Below are 23,832 nucleotides of genomic sequence, written 5' to 3' on the forward strand. Positions count from 1 at the left end.
ACTTGCCTTAAGCAAACCCTCCCCCTTGACCCGTCAACCAGAAAAGCATATTTTTGTTGACGACCACCCTGCGTGGTCCGGGAGGTACGGACGATGAAAACCGAGGTTCTCCCCTATCCACCCCTGGTTAAAACCCTCTGGCCCCACCGCACCCTGGCCCGGGACCTGGCCCTGATCCTGGCGGGTAGCCTTCTGGTGGCCCTGGCTGCCCGGATCAGCATTCCTTTACCGTTCACCCCCGTGCCCATCACCGGCCAGACCCTGGCGATCCTCCTGGTGGGAGCAGCTTTGGGAAGCCGCCTTGGGTTCCTGTCCCTCTTGGCCTACCTGGCGGAAGGAGCCATAGGCCTACCCGTCTTTGCCGGGGGTACAGGGGGCTTAGGCAAGATCCTCGGCCCCACCGGGGGCTTCCTCCTGGCCTTCCCCCTGGCCGCAGGCTTGGTGGGGCTACTGGTGGAGCGGTTCGGCCTGGACCGGAGCTTCCTAGGAACCCTTTTGGCCATGCTGGCGGGCAATGTCCTGCTCTACCTGGTGGGGCTTCCCTGGCTTACCGCCTGGCTCATGGGGGCAGGAAAGTTTGCGGGCACCGGCGCCCTTCTGGCCATGGGACTTTTCCCCTTCATCCCCGGGGACCTGGTGAAGGCGGTGGTGGCGGCCTTGGTCCTGCCCTCTGCCTGGAAGGTCCTGGGAAGGCGCTAGCGTGCGGCTGGCCCTGGCGCATCTTGGAAGGCAGGAAAGCTTACCCAGGCTTTTAAAGATCCTCGTCCCCCTGGTGCACCAGGCCCGGGAGGAGGAGGCCTTGGCCCTCCTCCTCCCCGAGCTGGTCCTGGGGAGGCAAGGGGAAGAAGACCTTCCCCAAGTCCTCGAGGCCCTGGCGGAGGAAAGCCGCATGACGGTGGTGGCGGGCTACCTGGCCCAAGGCCCCAGGAACCGGCTTAGCGTCTTCCCCCAGGGCCCCTTTTACGACAAGGTGCATCCCTTCCTGGCCCTGGGAGAAGAAGGGGACGAGGGCGTTGAGCCTGGGGAAGGCCCCGTGATGTGGGAGTTCCAGGGACGAAGGTTCGGGCTTGCCCTCTGCTATGACCTGGATTTCCCCGAACTTTTTCGCAGCTATGCCTTGATGGGCGCCGAGGTTTTCCTGGTGGGTTCGGCCTGGCCCGGGGAGTACCTGGAGCTTCTTGCGGTCCTGGCCCGGGCGAGGGCCGCGGAGAACCAGGCCTACCTTCTTCTCGCCAACCGGGCGGACACGGGAAGCCCTTCCCTGGCGGTAGCCCCCGATGGGCGCCTTTTGGCCTCGAGGGGGGAGGAAGGCCTCCTCGTGGTGGACCTGGACCTGGGTTTCCTGGAAGAGTACCGCGCCCGCTACCCCATCCTCCGCCACCGCCGGATGGAGGCATACCGGCTCTGGTAAGATGGCCTCCGTGCTGGAGAACCGCCGGGCACGGCACGACTACGAGATCCTGGAAACCTACGAGGCGGGGATCGTCCTGAAGGGAACCGAGGTCAAGTCCCTGCGCGCCGGTAAGGTGGATTTCACGGGAAGCTTTGCCAAGTTTGAAAACGGCGAGCTTTACCTGGAAAACCTTTACATCGCTCCCTATGAAAAGGGATCCTATACCAACGTGGACCCCAGGAGAAAGCGCAAGCTTCTCCTTCATCGCCACGAGCTCAACCGGCTAAGGGGCAGGGTGGAACAGAAGGGCCTCACCCTGGTACCCCTTAAGATTTACTTTAACGAAAGGGGTTACGCCAAGGTGCTCCTGGGCCTAGCCCGGGGCAAAAAGGCCTATCAAAGAAAAGAAGACGACAAGAAGCGGGCCGTGCGCCGCGCCCTGGAGGAGCTATGAGGTTTTTTGCTCTAGCCCTGGTTCTCCTTCCCGCCCTGGCCCAGGCTCCAAAACCCCTCCTGGTGGGGGGTGAGGTGGGCCAGGCCCTTTACCCAGGGGGGCGGGGCGTGGCCTATGGGGAGGCGCGCCTGATAGCCCGGGGCCTGGGGCTTGCCCTGTGGCAAGGGGAAGGCCAGGCGGCCCTGGGCCTGGGAAGCCGCTACAAGGTTTTCCCCCTGGTGGAAAACGAGGCCCAGGCCGCCGCCCGGGGGGCTGCCTGGAAACGGGGACAGGAGGTCTTCGTCCCCTTGCGGCCGTTAAGCGAGGCCTTGGGCCTGGAATACCGGGCCCAGGAGGGCATCCTCCTCCAGCTGCCCTGGGCCCGGCTTTTGGGGGTGGAACAGAGGCCGGGCCGGATCCTCCTTCGCTTCTCCCGGGAGGTGAACGCCCTGTTGGAGGGCAATAGCGTCCTCTTCCTCCTGGCCCAAGGGGAAGGAGCGGGCCTGAGCCAGGAAGCCCGGGGACTTCGCCTCCGCCTGGATACCCCGCCCACTAGGCTCTACTACCCCGGAGGAGGCCAGGTGATCCTGGAGTGGAGCCCCCCAGCCAGACCCAGGCCCACGGTCCTCCTGGACCCCGGCCACGGGGGGAAGGACCCGGGCATCTCGGCAGGAGGGCTTCTGGAGAAGGACCTTACCCTGGACCTAGCCAGGCGGGTGGCCGCCCGCCTGCCGGGTGCCCGGCTCTCCCGGCAAGGGGATGAAACCGTGCCCCTCGAGGCCCGCTTGAGCCTGGCCCAGTCAGCCTCGGTGGTGGTTTCCCTCCATGTCACCCAGGGGAGTGCGGTGAACCTCTACCTGCCCAAGGCCCGCTCCACCCCCTTAGCCCAAAACGCCGAGGCCCTCCTGGCCTCGGCCCCAGCAGAGCAGGCCGCCTTGCTGAAGGTCTACGCCGGCGACCCACGGCGCCTGGCCGAGGCTCTGGAAAAGGCTTTTTCCGCCCTGGGCATTGTGCTGGCCCGGGCAGAGGGTCCTTACGCCCTCACCGACATCCCCGGGGCGGCCGTGGTCCTGGAGGTGGGAGTGGAACGGTTGAAGACCCCTGAGGCCCGCAATCAGGTGGCGGAGGCCATTGCCCAGGCCATCCGCACCTATCTGGAGTAGCCATGCGCCGACTCTTGACCTTCTGGAACCTCCTTGGTCTCGCCTTCTTTACCTTGGGAGCTCTGGTCTACTGGCAAAGCCAAGGATGGCGGGCTTCATCCGCCCTGCCCTTGCCCTCGGAGGAAACCTCGGCCGCAAGCAACCTGCCCATGATCCTCTACCTACCCAACCCGCCCCAGGGCCTCCTGAAGGAAACCCGCACCCTCGAGCTGGCCCCAGGGGATACCCCGGAAAACAAGGTCCTGGCCGCCTGGGCTGAGGCCCTGGGGGCCCCCAAGCCCCGGGCCCTTTACCGGCTGGGCAAGCTTTTCGTGGTGGATCTTCCCGCCGACTTTGCCCTGGGTCTGGATGCCAGCCAGGAAGCCCTGCGCCTCTACAGTCTGGCCTATACCCTCCTTTCCACCTTCCCCCAGGCCCAGGAGGTGCGCTTCCTGGTGGAGGGTGAACCCAAGCCGGGCCTAGCCCATCTGGATCTAAGCCAGCCTTTCCGCCTGCCATGAGGGATACCTGGCGCATCGACCGCCTCGTCCTCCAGGGGTTCAAGTCCTTTGCGGAGCGCATCGCCTTAGACTTCCCGGACCCCATCACCGGGATCATCGGGCCCAATGGCTCCGGCAAGAGCAACCTGGTGGAAGCCTTGCGCTTCGTGACCGGGGCCCGCGCCCATGAGCTACGCGGGCAGGAACTGAGCACCTTTCTCTTCCATGGTGGCGAGGGCCGCCCACCCCAGGCCATGGCGGAGGTCCGCTTGGAGCTTTCCCGGGGAAGGGAAAGGCTCACCGTGGAACGGCGCATCGAAGGGGACCGCTCCCTCTTTCGGGTAAACGGCCGCCCCTTAAGCGCCAAGGCCCTGGCCCTCCACCTTGCGGGCACGGGCCTGGGCCGAGGGGGATACGCCATCGTGGGTCAGGGGGAGGTGGCCGCCCTCCTGGAAGCCCCGGAGGAAGTTCTGCTGGCCCACCTCGAGGAGGCCGCCGGGCTGAGGCCGGTGGCGGAAGCCGCCCGGGTGGCGGAGAAGGAGTTGCAAGAAGCAAGCCGCCTTCTGGAAGAGCGCCAGCGAGAACTCCAGGAGCTTAAGGCCCAGGCAGAACGGCTTAGAGGGGAAGCCCACCGGGCCAGGCGCGCCCAGGCCCTGGACCTCGAGGCCCTTGCCCTTAGGGCAAGCCTCCTGGAAGCCCGCATGGAGGAAGCCCAAGCCGAAATAGCGAAGGCCGAGGAGCGGCTTAGGGCCCTGACCAGGGAGGAGGAAACCCTAGAGAAGGAGCGCCAAGCCCTGGAGAAAAGGCGCCTGGCCCTGGCCCGCGAAGAGGAATCCCTGCGCCAAAAGCTGGAAGCGGTGCGCCTGCGCCTGAAGGAGCGGGAGGGCATTGAGCGGGAGCTTAAGGAACTCGCCCGCCTGCAAAGGGCCCTGGACCGTCCCCCACCCGAAGACCCCGGCCCCCCAGTACCCCCTCCCCCCCGGCCCCTCGAGGAGCTCCGCACCCAGCTGAGGCATCTGAAAGCGGAAGAAACCCGCCTGCTGGCCGCCAAAAAGCGTCACGAGGAAGCCTTCCGCCGGTACCTGGCGGAAACCGCCCGCTACGAGGAACGCCTGAAGGCTTACCAGGAAGCCCTGGCGGAACGTACCCGCTTGGAGGAGGAGCTTGCTGGGAGGCTTGAGGAACTCCGGGACCTCGAGGGGAAAATGGCCGAACGGAAGGGGTTGGAAACCCGCCTCGCCGACCTGCGCGCCCAGGCCCAGGGAGCCCTCAGGGAGGCCGAGCGGCTCAGGCGGCTTCTGGAGGCCGGCAGCGACCTGCTCGAGGGCCCGCGAAAGGTGCGGAGGCTTCCTGGAGTACTGGGGGTGGTGGCGGACCTGGTGCGACCCGAAGCGGGGCTGGAGCTGGCCTTGGAGGTGGCCCTGGGCCCCCGGCTCCAATGGGTCCTCACCCAGGACGAGGAGGCCGCCAAGAACGCCATCGCCCTCCTGAAACGGGAAGGGGGCCGGGCCACCTTCCTGCCCCTAACCCTTCTATCCCCGCCACCTCCCCCCTCTCCCCCTCCCGCGCCCGGCCTCCTGGGACCTGCCTTCCGCCTGGCCCGGCTCCGGCACCTGGGCTTGCCCGAGGAGCAAATCCTCCTGGCCCTCCTGGGGGATACCCTGGTCTTCGCCGACTTGGATGCGGCCCTGGCTTACCGGAAAGCGGGAGGCCGGGAAAGGGCGGTCACCCTGGAAGGGGAGGTGCTGGAGCGCCTGGGGGCCCTTTCCGGTGGGCGGCTAAAGGGAAGTGGGGAAACCCTCCTCTTAAGGCGGCGCCTGGAGGATCTGGAAACCGAGCAGGAGCAGCTCGCCAGGGAGATCAAAGCCTTGGAGGAAGCCTTGGCCTCCTTTCCTCCCCCTCGCCGCCTCGAGGAGGCCCGGGCCCAGGTGGGGGCCCTGCAAGCTAGGCTTCGCTCCCCCCTACCCCTGCCTCCCCAACCCCCCGCACCCCCTCAGGAAACCTGGGAGGAGGCCCGGCTTCTGGCTTTAGGAAAGGAAAAAGAGGAGCTGGAAGGAATCCTGGCCCAAGCGGAGGCCCACGAGCGCTGGCGCCTGCTCTCCCAGGCCCGGGAGGCTTGGGCGGCATCCCAGGAGGAAGTGCGCCGCATCCAAACCAGGATGGAGGAACTGAAGGCCAAGCTCGCCGCCACCCAGCCCCTTCTGGCCAAGGCCCAGGAGCTAGAGGAGCGCCTTAAGGCCGTGCGGGCGGAAAGGACAAACCTCGAGGACCAGCAAACCCGGGCCCTCACCCGGGCTAACGCCCTCTTGAGCGAGCGGGAAAACCTCCGCCTGCTCCTGGCCCGCAGGGAAGCCCTCCTGGAAGAACTGGGCCGGGAGAGGGCCTCCTTCCTCCCGCTAGACCGCCTGCCCGGCACCCCCAGGACCCTCCAGGCCAAGCTAGCCCAGGTGGAGCGGGAACGGGTAGCCTTGGGACCCGTAAACGCCCTGGCAGAAAGAGAGCTAATGGAGTTGGAAACCCGCCTCGAGGCCCAGGTCAAAGAGGTGCTGGAGGCCACGGAAGCCCTCCTTCGCCTCGAGGCCGAGGCCAAGGCTGTGGAACAAGCCTACGGGGAGAGGCTGAAGGAAAGCTACCAGGTTTTCCAAAATGCCTTTCAAAAATACGCCCTAGCCCTCCTCGGGGCCCGGGCCGAGGTGAAGCGGGAAGGCCAAGGGCTGAAGCTGGTGGTGATCCCGGCGGGAAAGCGCACCCAGGACCTCCGCCTCCTCTCCCTGGGGGAAAAGACTCTGGGGGCCCTCGCCTTCCTCTTTTCCTTGGGCGAACTCCAGGGCGGTTTGCCCTTGGCCGTGCTGGACGAGGTGGACGCCGCCCTTGACGAGGCCAACCTCGTCCGCTTCACCCGCTTCCTCAACTCCGGCAAGCAGTTCATCCTGGTCACCCATCAGAAGCGCACCATGGAAGCCTGCCACGCCCTCTATGGGGTCACCGCCCAAGGGGGCGTGAGCCGGGTGTTCTCTATCCGCAAGGAGGCTAGCCATGACCCTAAATGAGTACCAGCAGGAGGCCAAGAAAACCGCCCTTTACCCCGAAGCCTACCGGCTTCTTTACCCCACCCTGGGCCTGACGGGGGAAGCCGGGGAACTGGCCAACAAGGTAAAAAAAATCCTCCGGGACCATGGAGGAAACCTCAGCCAAGCTGCCCGGGAGGATCTGGTGGCTGAGCTCGGGGATGTGCTTTGGTATATAGCCCAGCTGGCCACCGACCTGGGGGTGAGCCTGGAGGAGGTGGCTCAAGGCAACCTGACCAAGCTCCGCTCCCGCCTGGAACGGGGGAAGCTGGGAGGCTCAGGAGATAATCGCTAACGAAAATCACTTGCATCTAATACCTCATTAGGGTATGATGGCCTTTGGCTGGCATATCAGCCGAGGAGGTAAAAGATGGAAGAAACCGTTACCCTACCCCGTTTGAACGAACCCGCCCCGGACTTCGTGGCCAAGACCACGGCTGGAGAGCTTCGGCTATCCGACCTCAAGGGCAAATGGGTGGTGCTCTTCAGCCACCCCGCCGACTTCACCCCGGTCTGCTCCACGGAGTTCCTGGCCTTCGCCCGGCGTCAAAAGGAGTTTGAAGAACTGGGAGTCCAGCTGGTGGGCCTTTCCATTGACTCCATCTACTCCCACCTAGCCTGGCTTAAGGACCTCGAGGAGGTGTCCGGGATCTCCATCAACTTCCCGGTCATCGCCGACCTGGACATGAAGGTGTCCAGGCTCTACGGCATGATCCACCCCGCAGCCAGCGAAACCGCTGCGGTGCGGGCGGTGTTCATCATCGACCCCAACGGCATCCTCCGGGGCATGCTCTACTATCCCCTCACCACTGGCCGCAACATCGACGAGATCCTGCGCTTCATCCGGGCCCTCCAGTTCACCGACCGCACCGGCTTGAACACCCCCGCCGACTGGCAGCCGGGTGAGCCCGCCATCGTGAAGCCCCCAGCCACCCTGGACGAGGTCAAGGCCGACGAGGCCAGGAAGGCCGAGTACACGGAGTACAAGCGCTGGTATCTACGCCTTAAGAAGGCGGAGTAAGAAGGCGGTGTAGGAAAATCCCCCGGGGACCCCACCCCGGGGGGCTTTCCTTAAAGCCTAATCGAAGAGGTCAAAGATCTCCAGGAAGCCCTTTTTCTTTCGGTAGGGCTTCCCCTCCTTGCGGTAGTAGGCCTCCCGCTCCTCCTCGTAGGCTCGCTCCACCTCCTTGGCCTCTGCCAGGAGTTTTTCCAGCTCCCCCTTATCCAGCCACACCCCCCCGCACTGGGGGCAGACGTCGATGAGGACCCCGCGCCTTTCCACCTCCTTCATGCCCACCTGGCAGTTGGGACAAAGGAGGAGGGGCATCTACTCCTCCCTCCGGCCCATGAGAAGGCTGGCATAGTAAAGGATAGTGGCCAAGGAGCTGGCCAAGGCGGCCACGTAGGTGAGGGCTGCCCAGGTGAGCACCTGCCGGGCAGGGGCCATCTCCTGCTGGGAAAGGAAGCCCATGCGCCGCAGGAACTCCAGGGCCCGCCTGGAGGCATCGAACTCCACGGGGAGGGTCACCAGCTGGAATAGGGCCACCGCCAGGTAGAGGTAAAGCCCGAGCTTGGCCAAGCCGATGGCCCCCAGCATCAACCCGCCCACCACCAGGATTGGACCTAGGTTGGTGCCCAGGCTGGCCGCCGGCCACAGGCTAGCCCGCACCCGAAGCCAGGTGTAGCCATGGGCATCCTGGACCGCATGCCCCACCTCGTGGGCGGACACCGCCAGGGCCGCCAGGCTGGGCGAGGCGTAGTTAGGCTCGGAAAGCCGCACCGCCTTGGCGTGGGGGTCGTAGTGGTCTGTGAGGGCCCCGGGCACCGGCTCCACCCGGACGTGGGTGAGGCCATGGGCATCCAGGATGGCCCGGGCCACCTGGGCCCCCGTAAGCCCCCGGCTGTTGGCCACCCGGCTGAACCGGGCAAAGGTGGCCTGGAGACCGCCTTGAATCGCCAGGCTGGCCACGAAGACCAACCCCATGAGCAAGAGCGCCAGCATGTCCATTCCCGTCCACCTCCTTCCGGAGAGTAGCAAAAACCGAGGCCACCCATACAGGTGGTCTCGCCATGCGCCCTTAAGCGCCCCAGCCGACCGGGGATTTCTCCCGTACTGACGACCGGCTGGCCCCATAAGGGGCGGCTACTCCCCGCGGTTCCCTTTATACCAGACTCCGCCCTTTCTGGCAAGGATCGGGACGGGAATGTGCACGGACCCCCTTTACTGTTCCTCGCTCAAGGGTATCTTGTGGGCGGGAGGTGAGGTATGGGCTACGCGCATCCCGAGGTTCTGGTGAGCACGGACTGGGTCCAGGAGCACCTGGGGGATCCTAGGGTGAGGATCCTCGAGGTGGACGAGGACATCCTGCTCTACGAGACCGGCCATATTCCCGGGGCACAGAAGGTGGACTGGCAACGGGATTTCTGGGATCCGGTGGTGCGGGACTTTGTGGACGAGGAGGGGTTCGCCAACCTCATGGAAAGGCTTGGGATCTCCAACGACACCACCGTGGTCCTTTACGGGGACAAGAACAACTGGTGGGCCGCCTATGCCTTCTGGTTCTTCAAATATAACGGCCACCAGGATGTGCGCCTCATGAACGGAGGGCGGCAGAAGTGGGTGGAGGAAGGCCGTCCCCTTTCCACCGAGGTGCCCACTTACCCCAAGGGGAGCTACCGGGTACCCTACCGGGACGAGTCCATCCGCGCTTACCGGGACGAGGTCCTCAAGCACATCCTCAAGGTGAAAGAGGGCAAGGGGGCTCTGGTGGACGTGCGGAGCCCCGAGGAGTACCGGGGGGAGCTCACCCACATGCCCAACTACCCTCAGGAAGGAGCCCTACGGGCCGGCCATATCCCAGGGGCCAAGAACATCCCCTGGGCCAAGGCGGTGAACCCCGATGGCACCTTTAAAAGCGCCGAGGAGCTGAGGGCCCTCTACGAGCCCTTAGGGGTAACCCCTGACAAGGATGTGGTGGTCTATTGCCGCATCGCCGAGCGCTCCAGCCACTCCTGGTTTGTCCTCAAGTACCTCCTCGGCCACCCCCACGTGAAAAACTACGACGGCTCCTGGACGGAGTGGGGCAACCTGGTGGGGGTTCCGGTAGCCAAAGGGGAGGAATAGCTCAATCCTCGGAAGCCTCCCCCAGGGCCTGGGCGGCCAGCCGACGCCCCGTGGGGGTGTCCGCCAACCCCCCCAGGCCTGTTTCCTTGAGCTCCAAGGGCAGGAGGCGGCCGATGCCCGCCATGGCCAGGATCACCTCGTCGGGGGGGATCACGCTCCTTATCCCCGCCAGGGCCATGGAGGCGGCGCTCACCGCATGCACCGCATAAAAACCATTGCGCATCACGCAGGGCACCTCCACGAACCCCCCCACGGGATCACAAACCAGGCCCAGGGTGTTCTGCAGGGCCAAGGCCGCCGCATGGGCAGAGGCCTCGGAGCTTCCCCCGAGAAGCTCGGTAACGGCGGCTGCCGCCATGGCCGCCGAGGAGCCAATTTCCGCCTGGCACCCCCCGCTGGCCCCGGCGATGTAGATCTGGCGGTGGATGATCTTGGCCACCCCGGCGGCCAGGACCATGGGCATGAGGAGGTCCTCGTCGGGGATGCCCAGGTGATCCGCCACGCCCAGCAAGGCCCCAGGAAGCGTCCCGGCGCTACCCGCCGTGGGTGCGGCCACGATTCGGCCCATGCGGGCATTTTCCTCGTTGACCGCCATGGCGTAGGCCTGGACCCGCTTTAAAAGCGGATCCCGCAAGGTATCCGGGGCCTCCCACAAGGTCTTGGCATTCTTCCCCACCATGCCCGCCACGCTGGGGGCATCCGAGGCAAGACCCCTCCGGATGGAATCCCGCATGACGCCAAGGCGCTCCCGAAGCTTATCCAGAATAGCCTCGGGAGCCAGCCCGGTTTCCTCCACCTCCTCGCGGAGCAGGGCCTCCGACGCCCGGCCGGGAAGGGCGGCAAGGTCGTTCAGGGTCAAGGGCATAGCCTAAGTATAGGCTTTGGCCTCGTTTTCACACCTCGGGCCTATGCTAAAAGCCAGGATGGGCAACCCTGGATCCCGCCTCCGCGTGCTGATCGCCGACGACCACCCCCTCTTCCGCTTGGGGCTTAGGGCGGGCCTCGAGGGGGAAGGGCTCGTGGTGGTGGCCGAGGCCCAGGATGGGAAGGAGGCCTTGGAAAAGACCCTGGCCCTGAACCCGGAGGCGGTCCTCCTGGACCTGAGGATGCCCGTATTGGATGGGCTAGAGTGCACCCGTATGCTCCGGAAGAAGGGGTATTCCGGCCTCATCGCCCTCCTCACCACCTACCAGGAGCCCGCCCTGGTGCGGGAGGCGTTTTTGGCCGGGGCCGACGCCTACTTTTCCAAGGAGCTCTCCGCTCCCGAACTCAAAAGGCGCCTTCTCCGCGTGGCCCAGGGGGAGGAAAAACTGAAGCCCCCCGACCTTCCCAGCCTCACCTCGAGGGAGGAGGAAGTCCTCCGCCTCCTGGCCCAGGGGCTTTCCGTGAAGGAGGTGGCCAAGGCCCTGGGCCTTTCCCCGGACACGGTAAAGGACCACCTGGAAAGCCTCTACGGCAAGCTCCTGGCCCGAAACCGGGTGGAAGCCCTGGAAAAGGCAAGGTACCTGGGATTCCTGGCGAAGAAATAAGGAAGGGCGGGCAAACCCACCCTTCCCATAGCCCCCAGTTTACTCGGCGGAGGGTTCCCCTTCGGAAGCCGCCTGAGTAGCGTCCTGGGGAACTTCCGCCTCCTCCTTGGCCACCCGGGCCCTTTCCTGGTCCTGGCCGATGCGCTTGCGGTCGGCGCGGAGCTTGCGGCGGATCTCCCTTTCGGAAAGCTCACGGATGAAGTAGAGCTTGGCCCGCCGGGCCCGGCCCCGCTGGACGATCTCGATCTTCTCGATGAGAGGGGAGTTCAAGGGAAAGATGCGCTCCACCCCCACGCCGTAGCTTACCTTGCGCACGGTGAAGCTGGTGTTATACCCGTTCCGCTTGATCTTGATGACGATGCCCTCAAAGTTCTGCACCCGGGTACGGTTGCCTTCCTTTACCCGGTAGGCCACCCGCACGGTATCCCCGGGCCGGAACTCGGGGAGATCGGTGCGGGCATACTTGGCCTCCACTATCTTAAGCAGCGCTCCTCGGTTCATGTTCTCCTCCCTCCCAGAGGAACCCCGAGGGGTTCATGGGCAACAGACCTAAGTCTAGCCCTCGCGGTCCATTTCCGCAAGCCAGGCCACCTCGAGGGGACCAAGCCTGGCCTCCCGCACCAGGTCCGGCCTCACGGCAAGGGTCTTCCTCAAGGCTTCCTGCCTGCGCCACCGGTCCACCTCCAGGTGGTTTCCCGAAAGGAGAACCTCCGGCACCCGAAGCCCGCGGAACTCCGGGGGACGGGTGTAGTGGGGGTGGTCCAGGAGCCCCCGGACAAAGGAATCCCTCCGGTGGCTTTCCGGATCCCCGATCACCCCAGGAATAAGCCGGGCGGTGGCCTCCAGCACCGCCAAGGCCGCCACCTCTCCCCCCATGAGCACATAATCCCCGATGGAAAGGGAGCGGGTCACAAAGGCTTCCACCCGGGCATCGAACCCCTCGTACCGCCCGGAAAGCAGGACCAGGTGATCCCTCTGGGCCAGTTCTTCTGCCACCCGTTGGGTAAAGGGTTCCCCCGATGGGGAAAGGAGGATCACCTCATCCGCAGGCAGAACGGCCTCCAAGGCGGCCACCGCCACATCTGGGCGGATCACCATCCCCGCCCCGCCGCCATAGGGGGTGTCGTCCACGCTGCGGTGCCGCCCCAGGCCATAGGCCCTGAGGTCCACCACCTCCACTTGGACGAGACCCCGCTCCTGGGCCTTCTTCAGGAGGGATTCCGAAAGCCAGGGGCGTATGAGACCGGGGAAAAGGGTGAGGATACTGTAGCGCATTCAGTCAAAGAGACCGGGGATGGGCTCCACATGGATACCCTCTGCCTCCACCCGCACGTAAGGTGCCTGCAGGGGTACCAGGCGCTCCGTCTGGTCGCGAAGCCTTTCCCCCACGCCCTTGATCACCAGGACATCCTGGGCTCCCGCGTCCAGGATGTCCACCACCTCCCCCATCTTCACCCCCCCTACGTAAACGGGTAAGCCGATAAGGGCAAAATAGTAGTACTGGCCTTCCTCGAGGGGAGGAAGCTCCTCCACCTCGGCATACACCCGGAGGCCCACCAAGGGCTCGGCCAGCTCCCGGCTGGAAACCCCCGCCAGGTGAACCACCAGGTCATCCCCCACCTGGTAGAGATCCTCCACCGCCCGCCAGCCATGCCCTTCCACGTAGACCCGCTCCAGGTGAACCACCACCGGCTCACCCCGGAACTTCAGACCCCCGCGCAGGGCATAGGGGGCACCGAACCGACCGATCTCCACCAAACGCATCCCTAATCCATTATGCCAAAGCCCCGCGGCCTAGCGCACCTCCACCCCCACCTTGCGCTTGGCGTAGGCCCTTACCAGGGTACGGATGGACTCAATGACCCGGCCCTGCTTGCCGATGAGCCGGCCCTTGTCCTCGGGGGCCACTTCCACCACGTAAAGGGGACCTTCCCGGGTACGCCTTTCCTGCACCCGGACCCGTTCTGGCTGGTCCACCACGCTCTTGGCCAGGTACTCCACCAAATCCTTCATGGCCCCATGTTAAGGCAAAAGCGCCGGATGGGTACACCCACCGGCGCCCTCAGGAGTCCTAACCCCTAGCCTTCCTTCCTGAAAACCCCCGCCTGCCTGAGAAGCCTCCGGGCGGTGTCCGTGGGCTGGGCTCCCACGGAAAGCCAGTACTTAGCCCGCTCCACGTCCACCTTCAGCCACTCGGGAGTGGTCTTGCGAGGATCGTAGTAGCCGATCTTTTCGATGTAAGCGCCGTCGCGCTTCCTTCGGCTGTCGGTGACCACGATACGGTAGTGCGGGTTGTGCTTGGAGCCGAAACGAGAAAGCCGGATCTTTACCATTCTTTCCTACCTCCTGAACATTCCCATGAGTCCCCGGCCCTTGTTCTTCTCCAGGGACTTCATTAGGGCCTTGGTTTCCTCAAAGGCCTTGATGAAGCGGTTGATCTCCTGCACGCTGGTGCCGCTTCCCCTGGCGATGCGCTTGCGCCGGGAGGCGTTTAGGATGCGGGGGTCCTTTCGCTCCTCGGGGGTCATGGAAAGGACGATGGCCTCCAGGCGCTTGATGGCCCTATCGTCCACCTGGACCCCAGCGGGCAAGGCCTTACCCACCCCCGGAAGCATGGCGAGGATCTCTGAGAAAGAGCCCAGGCGCTTGAGGTTCTGCATCTGCTTAAGGAAATCCTCCAGGGTGAGCTCCTTAGCGGACTTGGGTGTTTCGGCCTCGAGGCCCGCAGCCCGAACCTTCTCCGCCAGGGTGGCCACATCCCCCATGCCCAGGATGCGGCTCGCCAGCCGGTCGGGGTAGAAAGGTTCCAGGCCCTCGGGGCGCTCGGAAACCCCGGCGAAGTAAATGGGCTTCCCCGTCACGTGCCGGGCCGAAAGAGCCGCCCCGCCCCGGGCATCCCCATCCAGCTTGGTGAGGATGAGCCCCGTGACCCCCACCCGCTCGTCAAAAGCTTTAGCCACCGAAAGGGCCTCCTGGCCCGTCATGGCATCCAGGACCAGGAGCACCTCGTCAGGGTTCATGGCCTCCTTGAGACGGGCAAGCTCCGCCATCAAAGGCTCGTCGATCTGCAGGCGCCCGGCGGTGTCCACCAGGATGAGGTCGCGAACCTCCTGCCTGGCCCTCTCCTCCACCCGGCGGCGGATGGACTCGGGGCTCTCCCCATCCTGCACCTCCAGAACCGGTACCCCGATCTTTTCCCCCAGGATGCGAAGCTGCTCCCGGGCTGCCGGGCGCTGGGTGTCGGCCGCCACCAGCAGGGGCCTCCTTCCCTTCCCCTTGTAGAAAAGGGCCAGCTTGGCCGCGGTGGTGGTTTTACCGGATCCCTGGAGCCCCACCAGGAACCACAGGTTCTGGTTCTTCAGGGTGGGGAAACGGGGTTCCCCGCCCAAGGCCTCCTTCAGGGCCTCGTAGACCGTGGCCAGGACCACCTCCGCCGGGGTGAGGCTTTCCAGGACCTTCTGGCCCAAGGACTTCTCCCGGACACTTTCCACAAAGGCCTTCGCCACCTCCAGGTTCACGTCGGCCTCCATCAGAGCCCGACGGATCTCCCTGAGGGTGGCCTTCAGGTCCTCCTCGGTGATACGGCCCCGTCCCCTTAAGCGGTCTATGGCCTCCTGCAGTCTTCCCGCCAGCTTCGCAAACATGAGCCTCCCGGCCACCAGGCCGGGCCTTAGGATAGGCCAGACCCCTTGAGCGTGTCAACCTCAATTTTTCCCACATTTCTAGTGGCCATGGTTGACGGCCCCGACGGGGAACCCTAGGCTAAGGAAGGTATGCTAGGGGCTTTGCCCTCGAGTCCTAGGCCCTGAAGGCCGCCCAACAGGCGGCCTTCGGGTGAAAGGAGGCCGCCTGTGGAGACGACCCTTTCCCCTCTGCGCCAAGCCCTGCAAGAAGGCGACACCCTGAAGCTAAAGAGGCTTCTGGAGGAAACCCATCCCCGGGACCTGTTGGCCCTTTGGGATGACCTCGAGGGGGAACACCGCTACGTGGTCCTCACCCTCCTTCCCAAGGACCGGGCCGCGGAGGTCTTCGCCAACCTCCCTGCGGAGGAACAGGCAGAGTACTTGAAGACCCTTCCCCCCTGGCGGGTGCGGGAGCTCTTGGGGGAGCTCTCCCTGGACGACCTGGCCGACGCCCTCCAGGCGGTGGAGGAGGAAGACCCCGGTCTAGCCCACCGCCTTAAGGAGGCCCTGGACCCTGAGACCCGGGCCGAGGTGGAGGAGCTCACCCAGTACGAGGAGGACGAGGCAGGCGGCCTCATGACCCCCGAGTACGTGGCGGTGCGGGAGGGTATGACCGTGGAGGAGGTCATCCGCTTCCTGCGCCGGGCCGCCCCCGATGCGGAAACCATTTACTACATTTACGTGGTGGACGAGGCGGGCCGCCTCAAGGGGGTCCTGTCCTTGAGGGACCTCATCGTGGCCGACCCGAAGACCAAGGTGGCGGAGATCATGAACCCCAAGGTGGTCTTCGCCCGCACGGACACCGACCAGGAAGAGGTGGCCCGCCTCATGGCCGACTACGACTTCACCGTCTTGCCCGTGGTGGACGAGGACGGGGTACTGGTGGGTATCGTCACGGTGGACGACGTGCTGGACGTCTTGGAAGAGGAGGCCACGGAGGACATCCACCGGCTGGCGGCGGTGGACGTGCCCGACCTGGTCTACAGCCAGGCCTCCCCCATCGCCCTCTGGATGGCCCGGGTGCGCTGGCTGGTGATCCTGATCCTCACCGGCATGGTCACCAGTTCCATCCTCCAGGGGTTCGAGAGCCTCTTGGACGCCCTGACCGCCCTGGCCTTCTACGTTCCCGTGCTCATCGGCACCGGGGGGAACACGGGCAACCAGTCGGCCACCCTCATCATCCGGGCCCTGGCCACCCGGGACCTGGATCTTAAGGACTGGCGCCGAGTCCTGCTAAAGGAGGGTGCCGTGGGCTTTCTCCTGGGCCTCACCCTGGCCCTCCTCCTCCTGGGCAAGGTGGTCCTGGACGGACAGTGGGCCCTGGTGCCGGTGGTGGGCCTAGCCCTCTTCCTCATCGTCCTCTTTGCCAACCTGGTGGGAGCCCTCCTGCCCTTTGCCCTGAGGCGCCTCGGGGTGGACCCGGCCCTTCTCTCCAACCCCCTCATCGCCACCCTCACCGACGTCACGGGCCTGCTCATCTACCTCACCTTGGCCCGCCTCCTCCTAAACTTGGCATGATGCGGCTACGCATGGTGGTGGAGTGGAGCAAGGGAAGCCCCTTCCGCTATGCCTGGAAGGGGGGGTCCCTGGCCCTGGTGGCTGTGGACCAACCGGCGCCGGTGAACTATGGCCTCATCCCTGGCCTCATCAACCCCGCCGACGGGGAAGAGGTGGATGCGGTTTTCCTGGGACCTCCCCTCTCCCCGGGAACCGAGGTGGAGGGGGAAGTGGTGGGCATGGTGTGGCTGACGGATGGGGATCACAAGATCCTCCTCGAGGCCCAGGGGCAGGGGCCAAGCCCAAGGGAAGCCCAAGAACTCCTCGCCTGGTTCCACCAAAGCCGCAAGCCCCTTCTCCTCAGCCCACAAGAGGCCAGGGACTGGCTGGAGAAGTTGCTCAGAGGATAAGCATAGCGTCCCCTAAAGAGTAAAACCGGTACCGCTCCACCACCGCAAGCCGGTACGCCTCCATGGTTCTTTCGTAGCCTAGGAAGGCGGCCACCAGCATGAGGAGGGTGGAACGGGGCAGGTGGAAGTTGGTGAAAAGAGCGTCTATGACCTGGAAGGCATAGGGCGGGCGGATGAAAAGCCGGGTTTCCCCCATCCCCGGCACCACCTCCATCCCTTCCCGGAAGGCACTCTCCAAGGCCCGGACCACGGTGGTGCCCACCGCCACCACCCTCCGGCCCTCCTTCTTGGCCCGGTTGATGGCTTCTGCGGTTTCCTCAGGGATTTCGTAGGGCTCAGGATGCATCTCGTGCTTCTCGGGATCCCCTTTCACCGGGCGGAAGGTGCCGGGGCCCACGTGCAGGGTGAGGTAGCGGAGCTCCACCCCCGCCTCCGCCAGGCGCCTCAGCAGCTCGGGGGTGAAGTGCAGACCCGCGGTAGGAGCGGCCACAGAACCCGGGCGCCTGGCGTACACGGTCTGGTAGCGTTCCGGAGGAATTTGGGACTTGATGTAGGGGGGCAGGGGCACCTCCCCCACCTCCTCCAGGTGAGCCATCAGGTCCCCCTGGAAACGGAGGAGCCGCACCCCATCCTCCTCCACCCCCACCACCTCCGCCTCAAGGTCCGGAACCACGCGAAGGTCCCGGGGAGATAGAAAGCGGAGCCTGGTGCCGGGCTTGGCCTTGCGGCCGGGCCCCACCAGGGCCTCCCAAAGCCCTAGAGCCCGCTCCCGCACCAAAAGCACCTCCACCCTGCCCCCCGTGGGTCTTTGGGCCAAGAGGCGGGCGGGGATCACCTTGCTCTCGTTAAAGACCAGCACATCCCCAGGGCGAAGGTACTCGGGAAGGTCCCTGACCTGGCGATGCTCGGCCCGAAAGGCCCCTTCCCGGCGGACCACCAGCATCCGGGCCCTGTCCCTAGGCTCCACCCCTTCCTGGGCGATGAGCTCCGGGGGAAGAAAATAGTCGTAGGCCTCGAGGTTCATCGCTCGGTGTTCTTGGGCTCCATGAAGGCATGCGGGATATCGGGAAGGTGCACGAAGCGGTCCACAGCATCGATGAGCTTTTGCGCCGTGGTCTCCCGGAAGGCGATCACCTCCACCCGGATGCCCCGTTCCATGAGGACCTCGAGAATCTCCACAAAGTCCCCATCCCCGCTTCCCAGGACCACCACATCCAGGTGAGGCATAAGCCGCACCATGTCCGCGGCGATGCCCATGTCCCAGTTCCCCTCGTAGATGGGCTTTCCGCCCTCACCCAGCTCCTTCACCGTGAGGTACATGCGCCGCACCCGGTAGCCGATGGTGGAAAGCTTGTAAATGAAGGGCCAGGCGGAGGTATCCCCCTCCTTTTCCACCACGTAGGCGGTGGCCCGCACCAGACGCCTCCCCCCCACGGCGAACCGCAGGAGGCTTTCAAAGTTCACGTTGCGCTCGTAGTAATCCCGAGCGGAGTGGTAAAGGTTCTGGGTGTCCACGAAAACCCCCACCCGCTGGTCAGGATGCTGGCCAAGCTCCATCGGCCTCCATCTTAACCCGCATTTCTAAGGCCCGCCGCCACCCCCAGGATGGAAAGGAGAAGGGCCTTCTTCAAGGCTTCATCCTCCCGGCCCCCAGGAGCGCGGTAGCGGCGGAGAAGCTCTACCTGCACGAAGTTGATGGGGTCCACGTAGGGGTTACGCAAGGCGATCTGTCTTTCCAGGGTCCTTTGGTTGTGAAGGAGAGGGGCCTGGAAGATGCTTTCCAAAAGCGCCACCGTCTTTTGGTACTCCTGGGCGAGGCCGTGGAAGAGGAAGTGTAGCTTTTCCGGTACCAGGCGCAGGTAAAGCTCCGCCACCCCCAAATCCGCCTTGGCCAAGGCCATGGCGGCATTCTCCAGGGTAGTGGCAAAGAAGGGCCACTCCCGGTACATCCGCCTGAGAAGGTCCAGGGGCCAGGCCTCCAGGGCCGTAAGCCCGTACCAGCCGGGCAGGAGCAGGCGCACCTGGGTCCAGGCCATCACCCAGGGAATAGCCCTGAGGTCGCGGATCTCCCGCACCCGGCCGTGGCGGTACACAGGGCGGCTGGCAATGGGGAGTTCCCCAATCTCCCGGATGGGGGTAAAAGCCTCAAAAAAGGGGAAGAAACCCTCCTGGGCCAAAAGGGCCCGGTAGCGGCGCATGCTCTCTTCCCCTGCCCGCCCCAAAGCCTCCCGCCACTCAGGTCTGGGCTCCACTCCCTCCCCCAAGGCCGCCTGGGCGAAGTGAAAGAGGAGTTGTTCCAGGTGGCGCACGGCCAGCTCAGGGTGACTGTACCGGTCCGCCAAGGCTTCCCCCTGCTCCGTGAGGCGAATGCGGTGCCCCACGCTCCTGGGAGGCAGGCTGGCGATGGCCCGGCCCGCAGGCCCCCCGCCCCGGGCAGTGGAGGTACCCCGGCCATGGAAGAAGAAAACCGGCAGGCCGAAGCTTTGCCCCACCTTGGCTAAGGCCTCCTGGGCCTCGTAAAGGGCCAGGTTGGCAGCCAGGAAGCCGGCATCTTTGTTGGAATCGGAGTAGCCGATCATGATCTCCACCCCGCCCCGGCCCCGGGCGTGGGCCAGGAAGACGGGGTTTTGCAGAAGGCGGATGAGCACCTCCGGGGCCCGGTGGAGGTCCTCGAGGGTCTCAAAGAGGGGCACCACATCCAGGGGCAAAGGGGCTCCCGGCCGGTAAAGCCCCACCTCACGGGCGAGAAGGAACACGGAAAGGAGATCCCCGGGGTGGTGGGTCATGGACACCACGTGGGCCCCCTTGTCCCGCCAGGCCCGAAAGGCCCCGAGCGCCACCCGCAGGGCCTCCCCCTGGGGCTCGTGGCCCACGGGAAGGAGGGGACGGGCGCTTCTCAGCTCCTCGGTGAGGAGGGCCTCCTGGGCCTCGGGGGGCAAAGAGAGAAAATCGGGGTGGACTCCTCCCACCCTAAGAAGCTCCGCCGCGGCCTCCAAAAGCTTCCCAGACTCCTCCCGTAGGTCCAGGGGGGCAAGCTCCAGGCCGAAGGCGAAAAGGCGGACCTCGAGGGGACGGAGGAAGGAGGCCGCCACCTGGTCCAGGCCCACGGAGGCCAGGCCCTCCTCCGCCACCCTCAGGGCTCGCAAAAGCTCCTCCGTGCTCACCTCCCCCTTCTCCAGGCGGGCGTAGAGCCTGGCGAAAAACCGCCGGTAGGGCTCCCCGGGGAAACGCTCCGTTCCCTCCCCTCCCTCCCGCACTCCCCTGGGCACGGGAACTTTGGTTTCGGAAAGGGAAAGGTCCCGCACCAGGTTTTCCAGTTCCAGCAAAAACCGCTCCCGGGCCACCTGGCGAGCATATCGGGCGGCAAAGGCGGTCACCTCAGGGGTGACGAAGGGGTTGCCATCCCGGTCCCCTCCGATCCAGCTCCTGAAGCGCACCGGGCTCTTCAGGCGGGGGCGCCTGCCATAGACCTTCTCCAGAGCGGCCTCGAGGCCCTCCACCACCCGGGGCACCGCCTGCCAGAGGGTGGTGGGCAGGTAGTAAAGCCCGCCCTTGATCTCGTCCTCCACCGTGGGCCTGGCCTTACGCACCTCCTCGGTGGCGTAGAGCAGGGCCACCCTGGCCGCCAAGCGGGAACGGTCTTGGGCCTCCAGCTCCTCCTGTAGTCTTTCCAGATGGTGCCTTAGGGTCCGCCTGCGGGTTTCGGTGGGATGGGCGGTAAAGGTGAGCCATAACTCTAGGCGGTTCAGGTGGGCCTCCACCTCTTCCAGGGAAAGCCCCCTTTCCTTCAAGGCCCTGGCCAGGGCCAAGAAGCCCTCGGGCCTCGGGCTCTCCGGGGTTTCCGCCTGGGCCCTAAGGCGGTTCACCCGCACCCGGTGCCTCTCCTCCGCCAGGTTCACCAGGTGGAAGTAATGGGTAAAAGCCCGTACTAGGGCCTCGGCCTCCTCGAGGGAAAGCCCCTCCACCCGCTTCAAAAGGGTGGTCCTCGCTCCTTCGTCCCCCTGTCGTCGGGCCTTGGATAGGAGGCGCACCTCCTCCACCAAGGCGAAAAAACGCTCCCCCGAAACCGCCCGGATGGCCTCCCCCAGAAGGCGGCCCAGAAGGTCCACTTCTGCCCGCAAGAGGTCAAAGGTATCCTCCCTCGCAGGCTTCACGGCTCCTCCCACACGTAAGGACCTATGGAAACCCCTTTGCCGCCTTCGAAAACCAGCTCGGTGGCATGGAAGCGCGCCCTTCCCTGGGCAGCCCGAAAAGGCTGGGGCCTGCCCGTAAGGAAGCGGGCCAGGAAGGTCTCCACCTCCCCACCGATGATGGAGGCATATGTGCCGGTCATGCCCACGTCGGTCTGGTACAGGGTTCCCTTCGGCAGACGCATGGCATCTAGGGTGGGCACATGGGTGTGGGTGCCCAGCACGGCCGTGACCCGCCCATCCAGGTAGTGGGCCAGGGCCATCTTCTCGCTGGTGGCCTCAGCATGCACCTCCACCAGGAGGTAATCCGCCTTCTCCTGAGCTAAAAGGGCATCCAGGGTGCGGAAGGGATCGTCCAGGGGATCCATGAAGATCCGGCCCATCACCTGCACGAAGAGAAGGCTCTCCCCCCCTGCGCTAAGCCGCCACCACCCCCGCCCTGGGGTGCCGGGGGGTAGTTAAGGGCCCGCACCACGGGCTCCCCTTCCAAAAGCTCGTAGACCTCCTTGTGATCCCAAGCGTGGTTTCCCAGGGAAACCAGGTCCACCCCCGCCTCGCGTAGGAGGCGGTAGGAACGCCGGTCCAGACCCTTACCCCGGGCGGCGTTCTCCCCGTTGGCTATGACCAGGTCATACTGGTCCCGGATGTCCGGCAGGTGGAGGCTCACCGCCCTCAGGCCGGGCTCAGCCATCACGTCGCCGATGAAGAGAACCCGCATGGGGGCATTATACGCACCCATGCGGGTCCTTCCAGGTTCAGCCTACCTTGATGTACGCGTACCCCTTGGCCTGAAGTTCTCCCAAAGCCCCCACCCCGGAAGGCACCCATTTAAGGAACTCATCCGGAAGAAGTTTGTCCTTGGGGATGTTGTTCCGGCTAAAGGTGATCTCGCAGAGGTAGTACTCCACTCCAAGCTGGGCGAGCTGCTTCACCCGGCTGAACAAGGCCTCCCGGTCGTACTGGGCCGAGGCCCAGGGGGTACCCTCAAGATCCTTGAGGAAAAACTGCACCCCGGCCCCATGGGCCACCACCACGATCTTGATCTTGAAGGGGTCGTTGTCGTACACGGACAGGTGGTTGCTGATGTTGGTCAGCATCTGTCCAAAGCGGTTGGGATCCCCGAAGTCCAGGTGGTAAACCACGGCCACCGGGGTTTCCTTCTTGAAGTCTTTGTAGGCCAGCCGCTCGTTGGCCCGGGCTCCCAGCAGGGAACCTGCCCCCAGAAAAGCTCCTAACCTCAGCAGAAATCTGCGGTCCATGCTCCCTCCCTTCTATTGGGGGAAAGCATACACCCCCCACATTTCCTCCGTCAAGGGTATAAAGCGCCCTAAGGATAAGCCCAGCCCCTTAAACGGAGGCTGGGCACTTATTTCGGGTTATCCCAGGCTTTCCTCGAGCCGCTACCCTATGCCGTGCGCTTCTGCAATAGATAGACCACCCCGTAGCCGATGGCCGCCAGGATCAGCAAGGGGATAGCGAACCGCAGAAGCTCCCAGATGAGGCCGGAAAGGGCCAGAAGTACCCGGCCCAAAAAGGTGAAAACCCATCCCCCCACCCAGAGGGCCAAAAGCACTCCCACCACCACCAATAGGCCCAAAACCACCCATTCCAGGAGGTCGCGCAGGTTCCGTTCCATACTCTCAGCATACACTGGAAGGGTGGAGCGGTACCGCCTGGAGGAAGGCATCGTGGTGGGCCGGAAGGCCCTGCTCCAAGGGGACCTCCTTTTACGGTTCCTCACCCCCAAGGGAAGCCTGGAAGCCGTGGCCCGCAAGGGGGTGCGCCCCTCGGGGCGCTCGGGCAGGCTCTCCCTGTTCCACCACGTGCGCTTCCAACTTTACACCAAGGGGGAGGGCCTTCCCACCCTTACCCAGGCGGAGCTCCTCGGGAGGCTACACGGCCTGGAGGAACCCAGGCGCTTCCTTCTGGCCTCTTTTCTGGCGGAGCTCTCCTACCGCTTGGCCTCCCCGGAGGCCGCCCCCAGGATCTACCCGGTCTTCATCTCTGGCCTCCGGGGCATCGCCAAGCACGAGAGGCCCCTTCTGCCCCTGGTATGGGCGGGATGGCGGGTGGTGAAGGCGGGAGGCTTAAGCCCAAACCTTCTGGGGCCTGGCCTATACCTGAAGGCAGGCCGCCTCGTTCACGGGTCCGGCCAGCATGGGGAGGAGGGCACCTACCTGGGGGAAAAGGGCGTGGAGGCCCTCCGGGCCATCCTCCATCTCCCGGGTAGTGAGGCCCTTCCCTACCTGGAAGACGCTCCCCTGGAAAGGCTATTCCTCGCCCTGAAACACCATGCGGAAGAGGCCCTAGGCCCCCTTAAGGCCACACCTGCGCTCACCGCAAAGCTATAGGGGCTTGATCTCCAGGATGGTGTAGACCTGGGCTCCCTTCTTGCCCCTTATCTCCACCACGTCCCCCACCTTCTTACCCAAAAGCGCTTGGCCAAGGGGAGACTCGTCCGAGATCTTGCCGCTGAAGATATCCGCCTCGTGGCTACCCACGATGGCCAGGGAAAGCCGCTCCCCGGATTCGGTTTCCAGCTCCACCTGGCAGCCCAAGGCCACCTGGTCGTAGGAGCCATTCCCCTCCACCACCACCGCCCGGGCCAAGAGGTCCTCCAACTGGGCGATGCGGGCCTCATTCTGCCACATGGCCCGGCGCGCCTCGTCGTAACCGGCGTTCTCCCTTAAATCCCCTTCCTCCAGGGCCTGTTCAAAGTCAGCGGAAATCTCCTGCCGCTTGGTGGTCTTCAGGTGATGCAGCTCCTCCTGAAGGCGCCTAAAGCCTTCTGGGGTGAGGTAAACCGGCTTCTTCATTCCTTCCCTCCGTGCAAAAAGGGCACCAGCCCATGGCCATGGGCTGG

Annotated in this window: 28 protein-coding genes and 1 pseudogene; 13 read left to right on the plus strand and 16 right to left on the minus strand. The window is 65.0% G+C overall.

What is annotated here, in order from left to right:
- Positions 1-93 precede the first annotated feature (93 nt).
- From EBI04_RS03480 to EBI04_RS03515, 8 genes are all read left to right on the plus strand, one after another.
- Positions 94-699: a biotin transporter BioY gene (locus tag EBI04_RS03480; RefSeq protein WP_135256059.1), complete on the plus strand. Its 606-nt coding sequence runs from the start codon at positions 94-96 to the stop codon at positions 697-699.
- 1 nt (position 700) lies between these two features.
- A complete protein-coding gene (locus EBI04_RS03485) occupies positions 701-1,411 on the plus strand; it encodes a carbon-nitrogen hydrolase family protein (protein ID WP_135256060.1) in 711 nt (236 codons plus the stop codon).
- 1 nt (position 1,412) lies between these two features.
- A complete protein-coding gene (gene smpB, locus EBI04_RS03490; RefSeq protein ID WP_015717255.1) occupies positions 1,413-1,847 on the plus strand; it encodes an SsrA-binding protein SmpB in 435 nt (144 codons plus the stop codon).
- On the plus strand, positions 1,844-2,989 hold the full coding sequence (locus EBI04_RS03495; protein WP_135256061.1) for an N-acetylmuramoyl-L-alanine amidase family protein: 1,146 nt from the start codon (positions 1,844-1,846) through the stop codon (positions 2,987-2,989). The genes smpB and EBI04_RS03495 overlap by 4 nt, the downstream gene beginning before the upstream one ends.
- Positions 2,990-2,991: 2 nt before the next feature.
- Positions 2,992-3,489, plus strand: coding sequence for a GerMN domain-containing protein (locus EBI04_RS03500; protein WP_135256062.1), 498 nt, complete (start codon positions 2,992-2,994; stop codon positions 3,487-3,489).
- The gene (locus EBI04_RS03505; protein ID WP_135256063.1) at positions 3,486-6,518 is read left to right on the plus strand and encodes an SMC hinge domain-related protein; all 3,033 of its coding nucleotides are present in this window, start codon (positions 3,486-3,488) and stop codon (positions 6,516-6,518) included. Before EBI04_RS03500 ends, EBI04_RS03505 begins: the two co-directional genes overlap by 4 nt.
- Positions 6,505-6,831: a nucleoside triphosphate pyrophosphohydrolase family protein gene (locus EBI04_RS03510; protein WP_135256064.1), complete on the plus strand. Its 327-nt coding sequence runs from the start codon at positions 6,505-6,507 to the stop codon at positions 6,829-6,831. Before EBI04_RS03505 ends, EBI04_RS03510 begins: the two co-directional genes overlap by 14 nt.
- Before the next feature lie 75 nt (positions 6,832-6,906).
- Entirely contained in the window at positions 6,907-7,557 is a 651-nt protein-coding gene (locus EBI04_RS03515) for a peroxiredoxin (RefSeq protein WP_135256065.1), read from the plus strand.
- Between the two features lie 57 nt (positions 7,558-7,614).
- Here the strand turns inward: EBI04_RS03515 and EBI04_RS03520 are convergent, their stop codons facing one another.
- A complete protein-coding gene (locus EBI04_RS03520) occupies positions 7,615-7,863 on the minus strand; it encodes a TFIIB-type zinc ribbon-containing protein (protein ID WP_038042318.1) in 249 nt (82 codons plus the stop codon).
- Positions 7,864-8,544, minus strand: a complete 681-nt coding sequence (locus EBI04_RS03525) for a zinc metallopeptidase (RefSeq protein WP_135256066.1) — start codon at positions 8,542-8,544, stop codon at positions 7,864-7,866.
- Positions 8,545-8,802: 258 nt separating this feature from the next.
- Between EBI04_RS03525 and EBI04_RS03530 the strand changes: the two genes are divergently transcribed.
- Positions 8,803-9,660: a sulfurtransferase gene (locus tag EBI04_RS03530; protein WP_135256067.1), complete on the plus strand. Its 858-nt coding sequence runs from the start codon at positions 8,803-8,805 to the stop codon at positions 9,658-9,660.
- 1 nt (position 9,661) lies between these two features.
- Here EBI04_RS03530 and sdaAA read toward each other — a convergent pair whose 3' ends face one another.
- Positions 9,662-10,525: an L-serine ammonia-lyase, iron-sulfur-dependent, subunit alpha gene (sdaAA, locus tag EBI04_RS03535; RefSeq protein WP_135256068.1), complete on the minus strand. Its 864-nt coding sequence runs from the start codon at positions 10,523-10,525 to the stop codon at positions 9,662-9,664.
- A 43-nt stretch (positions 10,526-10,568) separates the two neighbouring features.
- Here sdaAA and EBI04_RS03540 point away from each other — a divergent pair, with 43 nt between their 5' ends.
- Positions 10,569-11,189 (plus strand): response regulator, encoded by a 621-nt coding sequence (locus tag EBI04_RS03540; RefSeq protein ID WP_135256069.1) that lies wholly within the window; start codon positions 10,569-10,571, stop codon positions 11,187-11,189.
- A gap of 39 nt (positions 11,190-11,228) precedes the next feature.
- Here EBI04_RS03540 and rplS read toward each other — a convergent pair whose 3' ends face one another.
- The 6 genes from rplS to ffh all read right to left on the minus strand — a co-directional run bounded on the left by rplS (position 11,229) and on the right by ffh (position 14,833).
- Entirely contained in the window at positions 11,229-11,690 is a 462-nt protein-coding gene (rplS, locus tag EBI04_RS03545) for a 50S ribosomal protein L19 (RefSeq protein ID WP_135256070.1), read from the minus strand.
- Positions 11,691-11,744: 54 nt separating this feature from the next.
- Entirely contained in the window at positions 11,745-12,464 is a 720-nt protein-coding gene (trmD, locus tag EBI04_RS03550; RefSeq protein ID WP_135256071.1) for a tRNA (guanosine(37)-N1)-methyltransferase TrmD, read from the minus strand.
- Entirely contained in the window at positions 12,465-12,953 is a 489-nt protein-coding gene (rimM, locus tag EBI04_RS03555) for a ribosome maturation factor RimM (RefSeq protein ID WP_135256072.1), read from the minus strand.
- Positions 12,954-12,983: 30 nt separating this feature from the next.
- Positions 12,984-13,202, minus strand: a complete 219-nt coding sequence (locus EBI04_RS03560; protein ID WP_015717278.1) for a KH domain-containing protein — start codon at positions 13,200-13,202, stop codon at positions 12,984-12,986.
- 65 nt (positions 13,203-13,267) lie between these two features.
- Complete coding sequence (gene rpsP / locus EBI04_RS03565) at positions 13,268-13,522, minus strand: 30S ribosomal protein S16 (protein WP_015717279.1); 255 nt, start codon at positions 13,520-13,522, stop codon at positions 13,268-13,270.
- A gap of 6 nt (positions 13,523-13,528) precedes the next feature.
- Positions 13,529-14,833: a signal recognition particle protein gene (gene ffh / locus EBI04_RS03570; protein ID WP_135256073.1), complete on the minus strand. Its 1,305-nt coding sequence runs from the start codon at positions 14,831-14,833 to the stop codon at positions 13,529-13,531.
- Positions 14,834-15,040: 207 nt separating this feature from the next.
- Here ffh and mgtE point away from each other — a divergent pair, with 207 nt between their 5' ends.
- Both mgtE and EBI04_RS03580 read left to right on the plus strand, forming a co-directional pair.
- The gene (mgtE, locus tag EBI04_RS03575; RefSeq protein ID WP_135256074.1) at positions 15,041-16,390 is read left to right on the plus strand and encodes a magnesium transporter; all 1,350 of its coding nucleotides are present in this window, start codon (positions 15,041-15,043) and stop codon (positions 16,388-16,390) included.
- Entirely contained in the window at positions 16,387-16,779 is a 393-nt protein-coding gene (locus EBI04_RS03580) for an inorganic diphosphatase (RefSeq protein ID WP_135256075.1), read from the plus strand. Before mgtE ends, EBI04_RS03580 begins: the two co-directional genes overlap by 4 nt.
- Here EBI04_RS03580 and queA read toward each other — a convergent pair.
- From queA to EBI04_RS03610, 6 genes and pseudogenes are all read right to left on the minus strand, one after another.
- Positions 16,769-17,803, minus strand: coding sequence for a tRNA preQ1(34) S-adenosylmethionine ribosyltransferase-isomerase QueA (gene queA, locus EBI04_RS03585; protein ID WP_135256076.1), 1,035 nt, complete (start codon positions 17,801-17,803; stop codon positions 16,769-16,771). The genes EBI04_RS03580 and queA overlap by 11 nt on opposite strands.
- Positions 17,800-18,336, minus strand: coding sequence for a LabA-like NYN domain-containing protein (locus EBI04_RS03590; protein WP_135256077.1), 537 nt, complete (start codon positions 18,334-18,336; stop codon positions 17,800-17,802). Before EBI04_RS03590 ends, queA begins: the two co-directional genes overlap by 4 nt.
- A gap of 11 nt (positions 18,337-18,347) precedes the next feature.
- Complete coding sequence (locus EBI04_RS03595; protein WP_135256078.1) at positions 18,348-20,933, minus strand: phosphoenolpyruvate carboxylase; 2,586 nt, start codon at positions 20,931-20,933, stop codon at positions 18,348-18,350.
- Positions 20,930-21,708 (minus strand): annotated as a pseudogene (locus EBI04_RS03600) (TIGR00282 family metallophosphoesterase). Before EBI04_RS03600 ends, EBI04_RS03595 begins: the two are co-directional and overlap by 4 nt.
- Positions 21,709-21,724: 16 nt before the next feature.
- The gene (locus EBI04_RS03605; protein WP_135256079.1) at positions 21,725-22,228 is read right to left on the minus strand and encodes a DsrE family protein; all 504 of its coding nucleotides are present in this window, start codon (positions 22,226-22,228) and stop codon (positions 21,725-21,727) included.
- A gap of 146 nt (positions 22,229-22,374) precedes the next feature.
- The gene (locus EBI04_RS03610) at positions 22,375-22,605 is read right to left on the minus strand and encodes a hypothetical protein (RefSeq protein ID WP_135256080.1); all 231 of its coding nucleotides are present in this window, start codon (positions 22,603-22,605) and stop codon (positions 22,375-22,377) included.
- Positions 22,606-22,627: 22 nt separating this feature from the next.
- Here EBI04_RS03610 and recO point away from each other — a divergent pair, with 22 nt between their 5' ends.
- Positions 22,628-23,320: a DNA repair protein RecO gene (gene recO / locus EBI04_RS03615; protein ID WP_167481869.1), complete on the plus strand. Its 693-nt coding sequence runs from the start codon at positions 22,628-22,630 to the stop codon at positions 23,318-23,320.
- Here the strand turns inward: recO and greA are convergent.
- The gene (gene greA / locus EBI04_RS03620) at positions 23,315-23,785 is read right to left on the minus strand and encodes a transcription elongation factor GreA (RefSeq protein ID WP_015717289.1); all 471 of its coding nucleotides are present in this window, start codon (positions 23,783-23,785) and stop codon (positions 23,315-23,317) included. The genes recO and greA overlap by 6 nt on opposite strands.
- Positions 23,786-23,832 lie beyond the last annotated feature (47 nt).

The sequence above is a fragment of the Thermus caldilimi genome (assembly GCF_004684245.1).
GTDB classification, from domain to species: Bacteria; Deinococcota; Deinococci; order Deinococcales; family Thermaceae; genus Thermus; species Thermus caldilimi.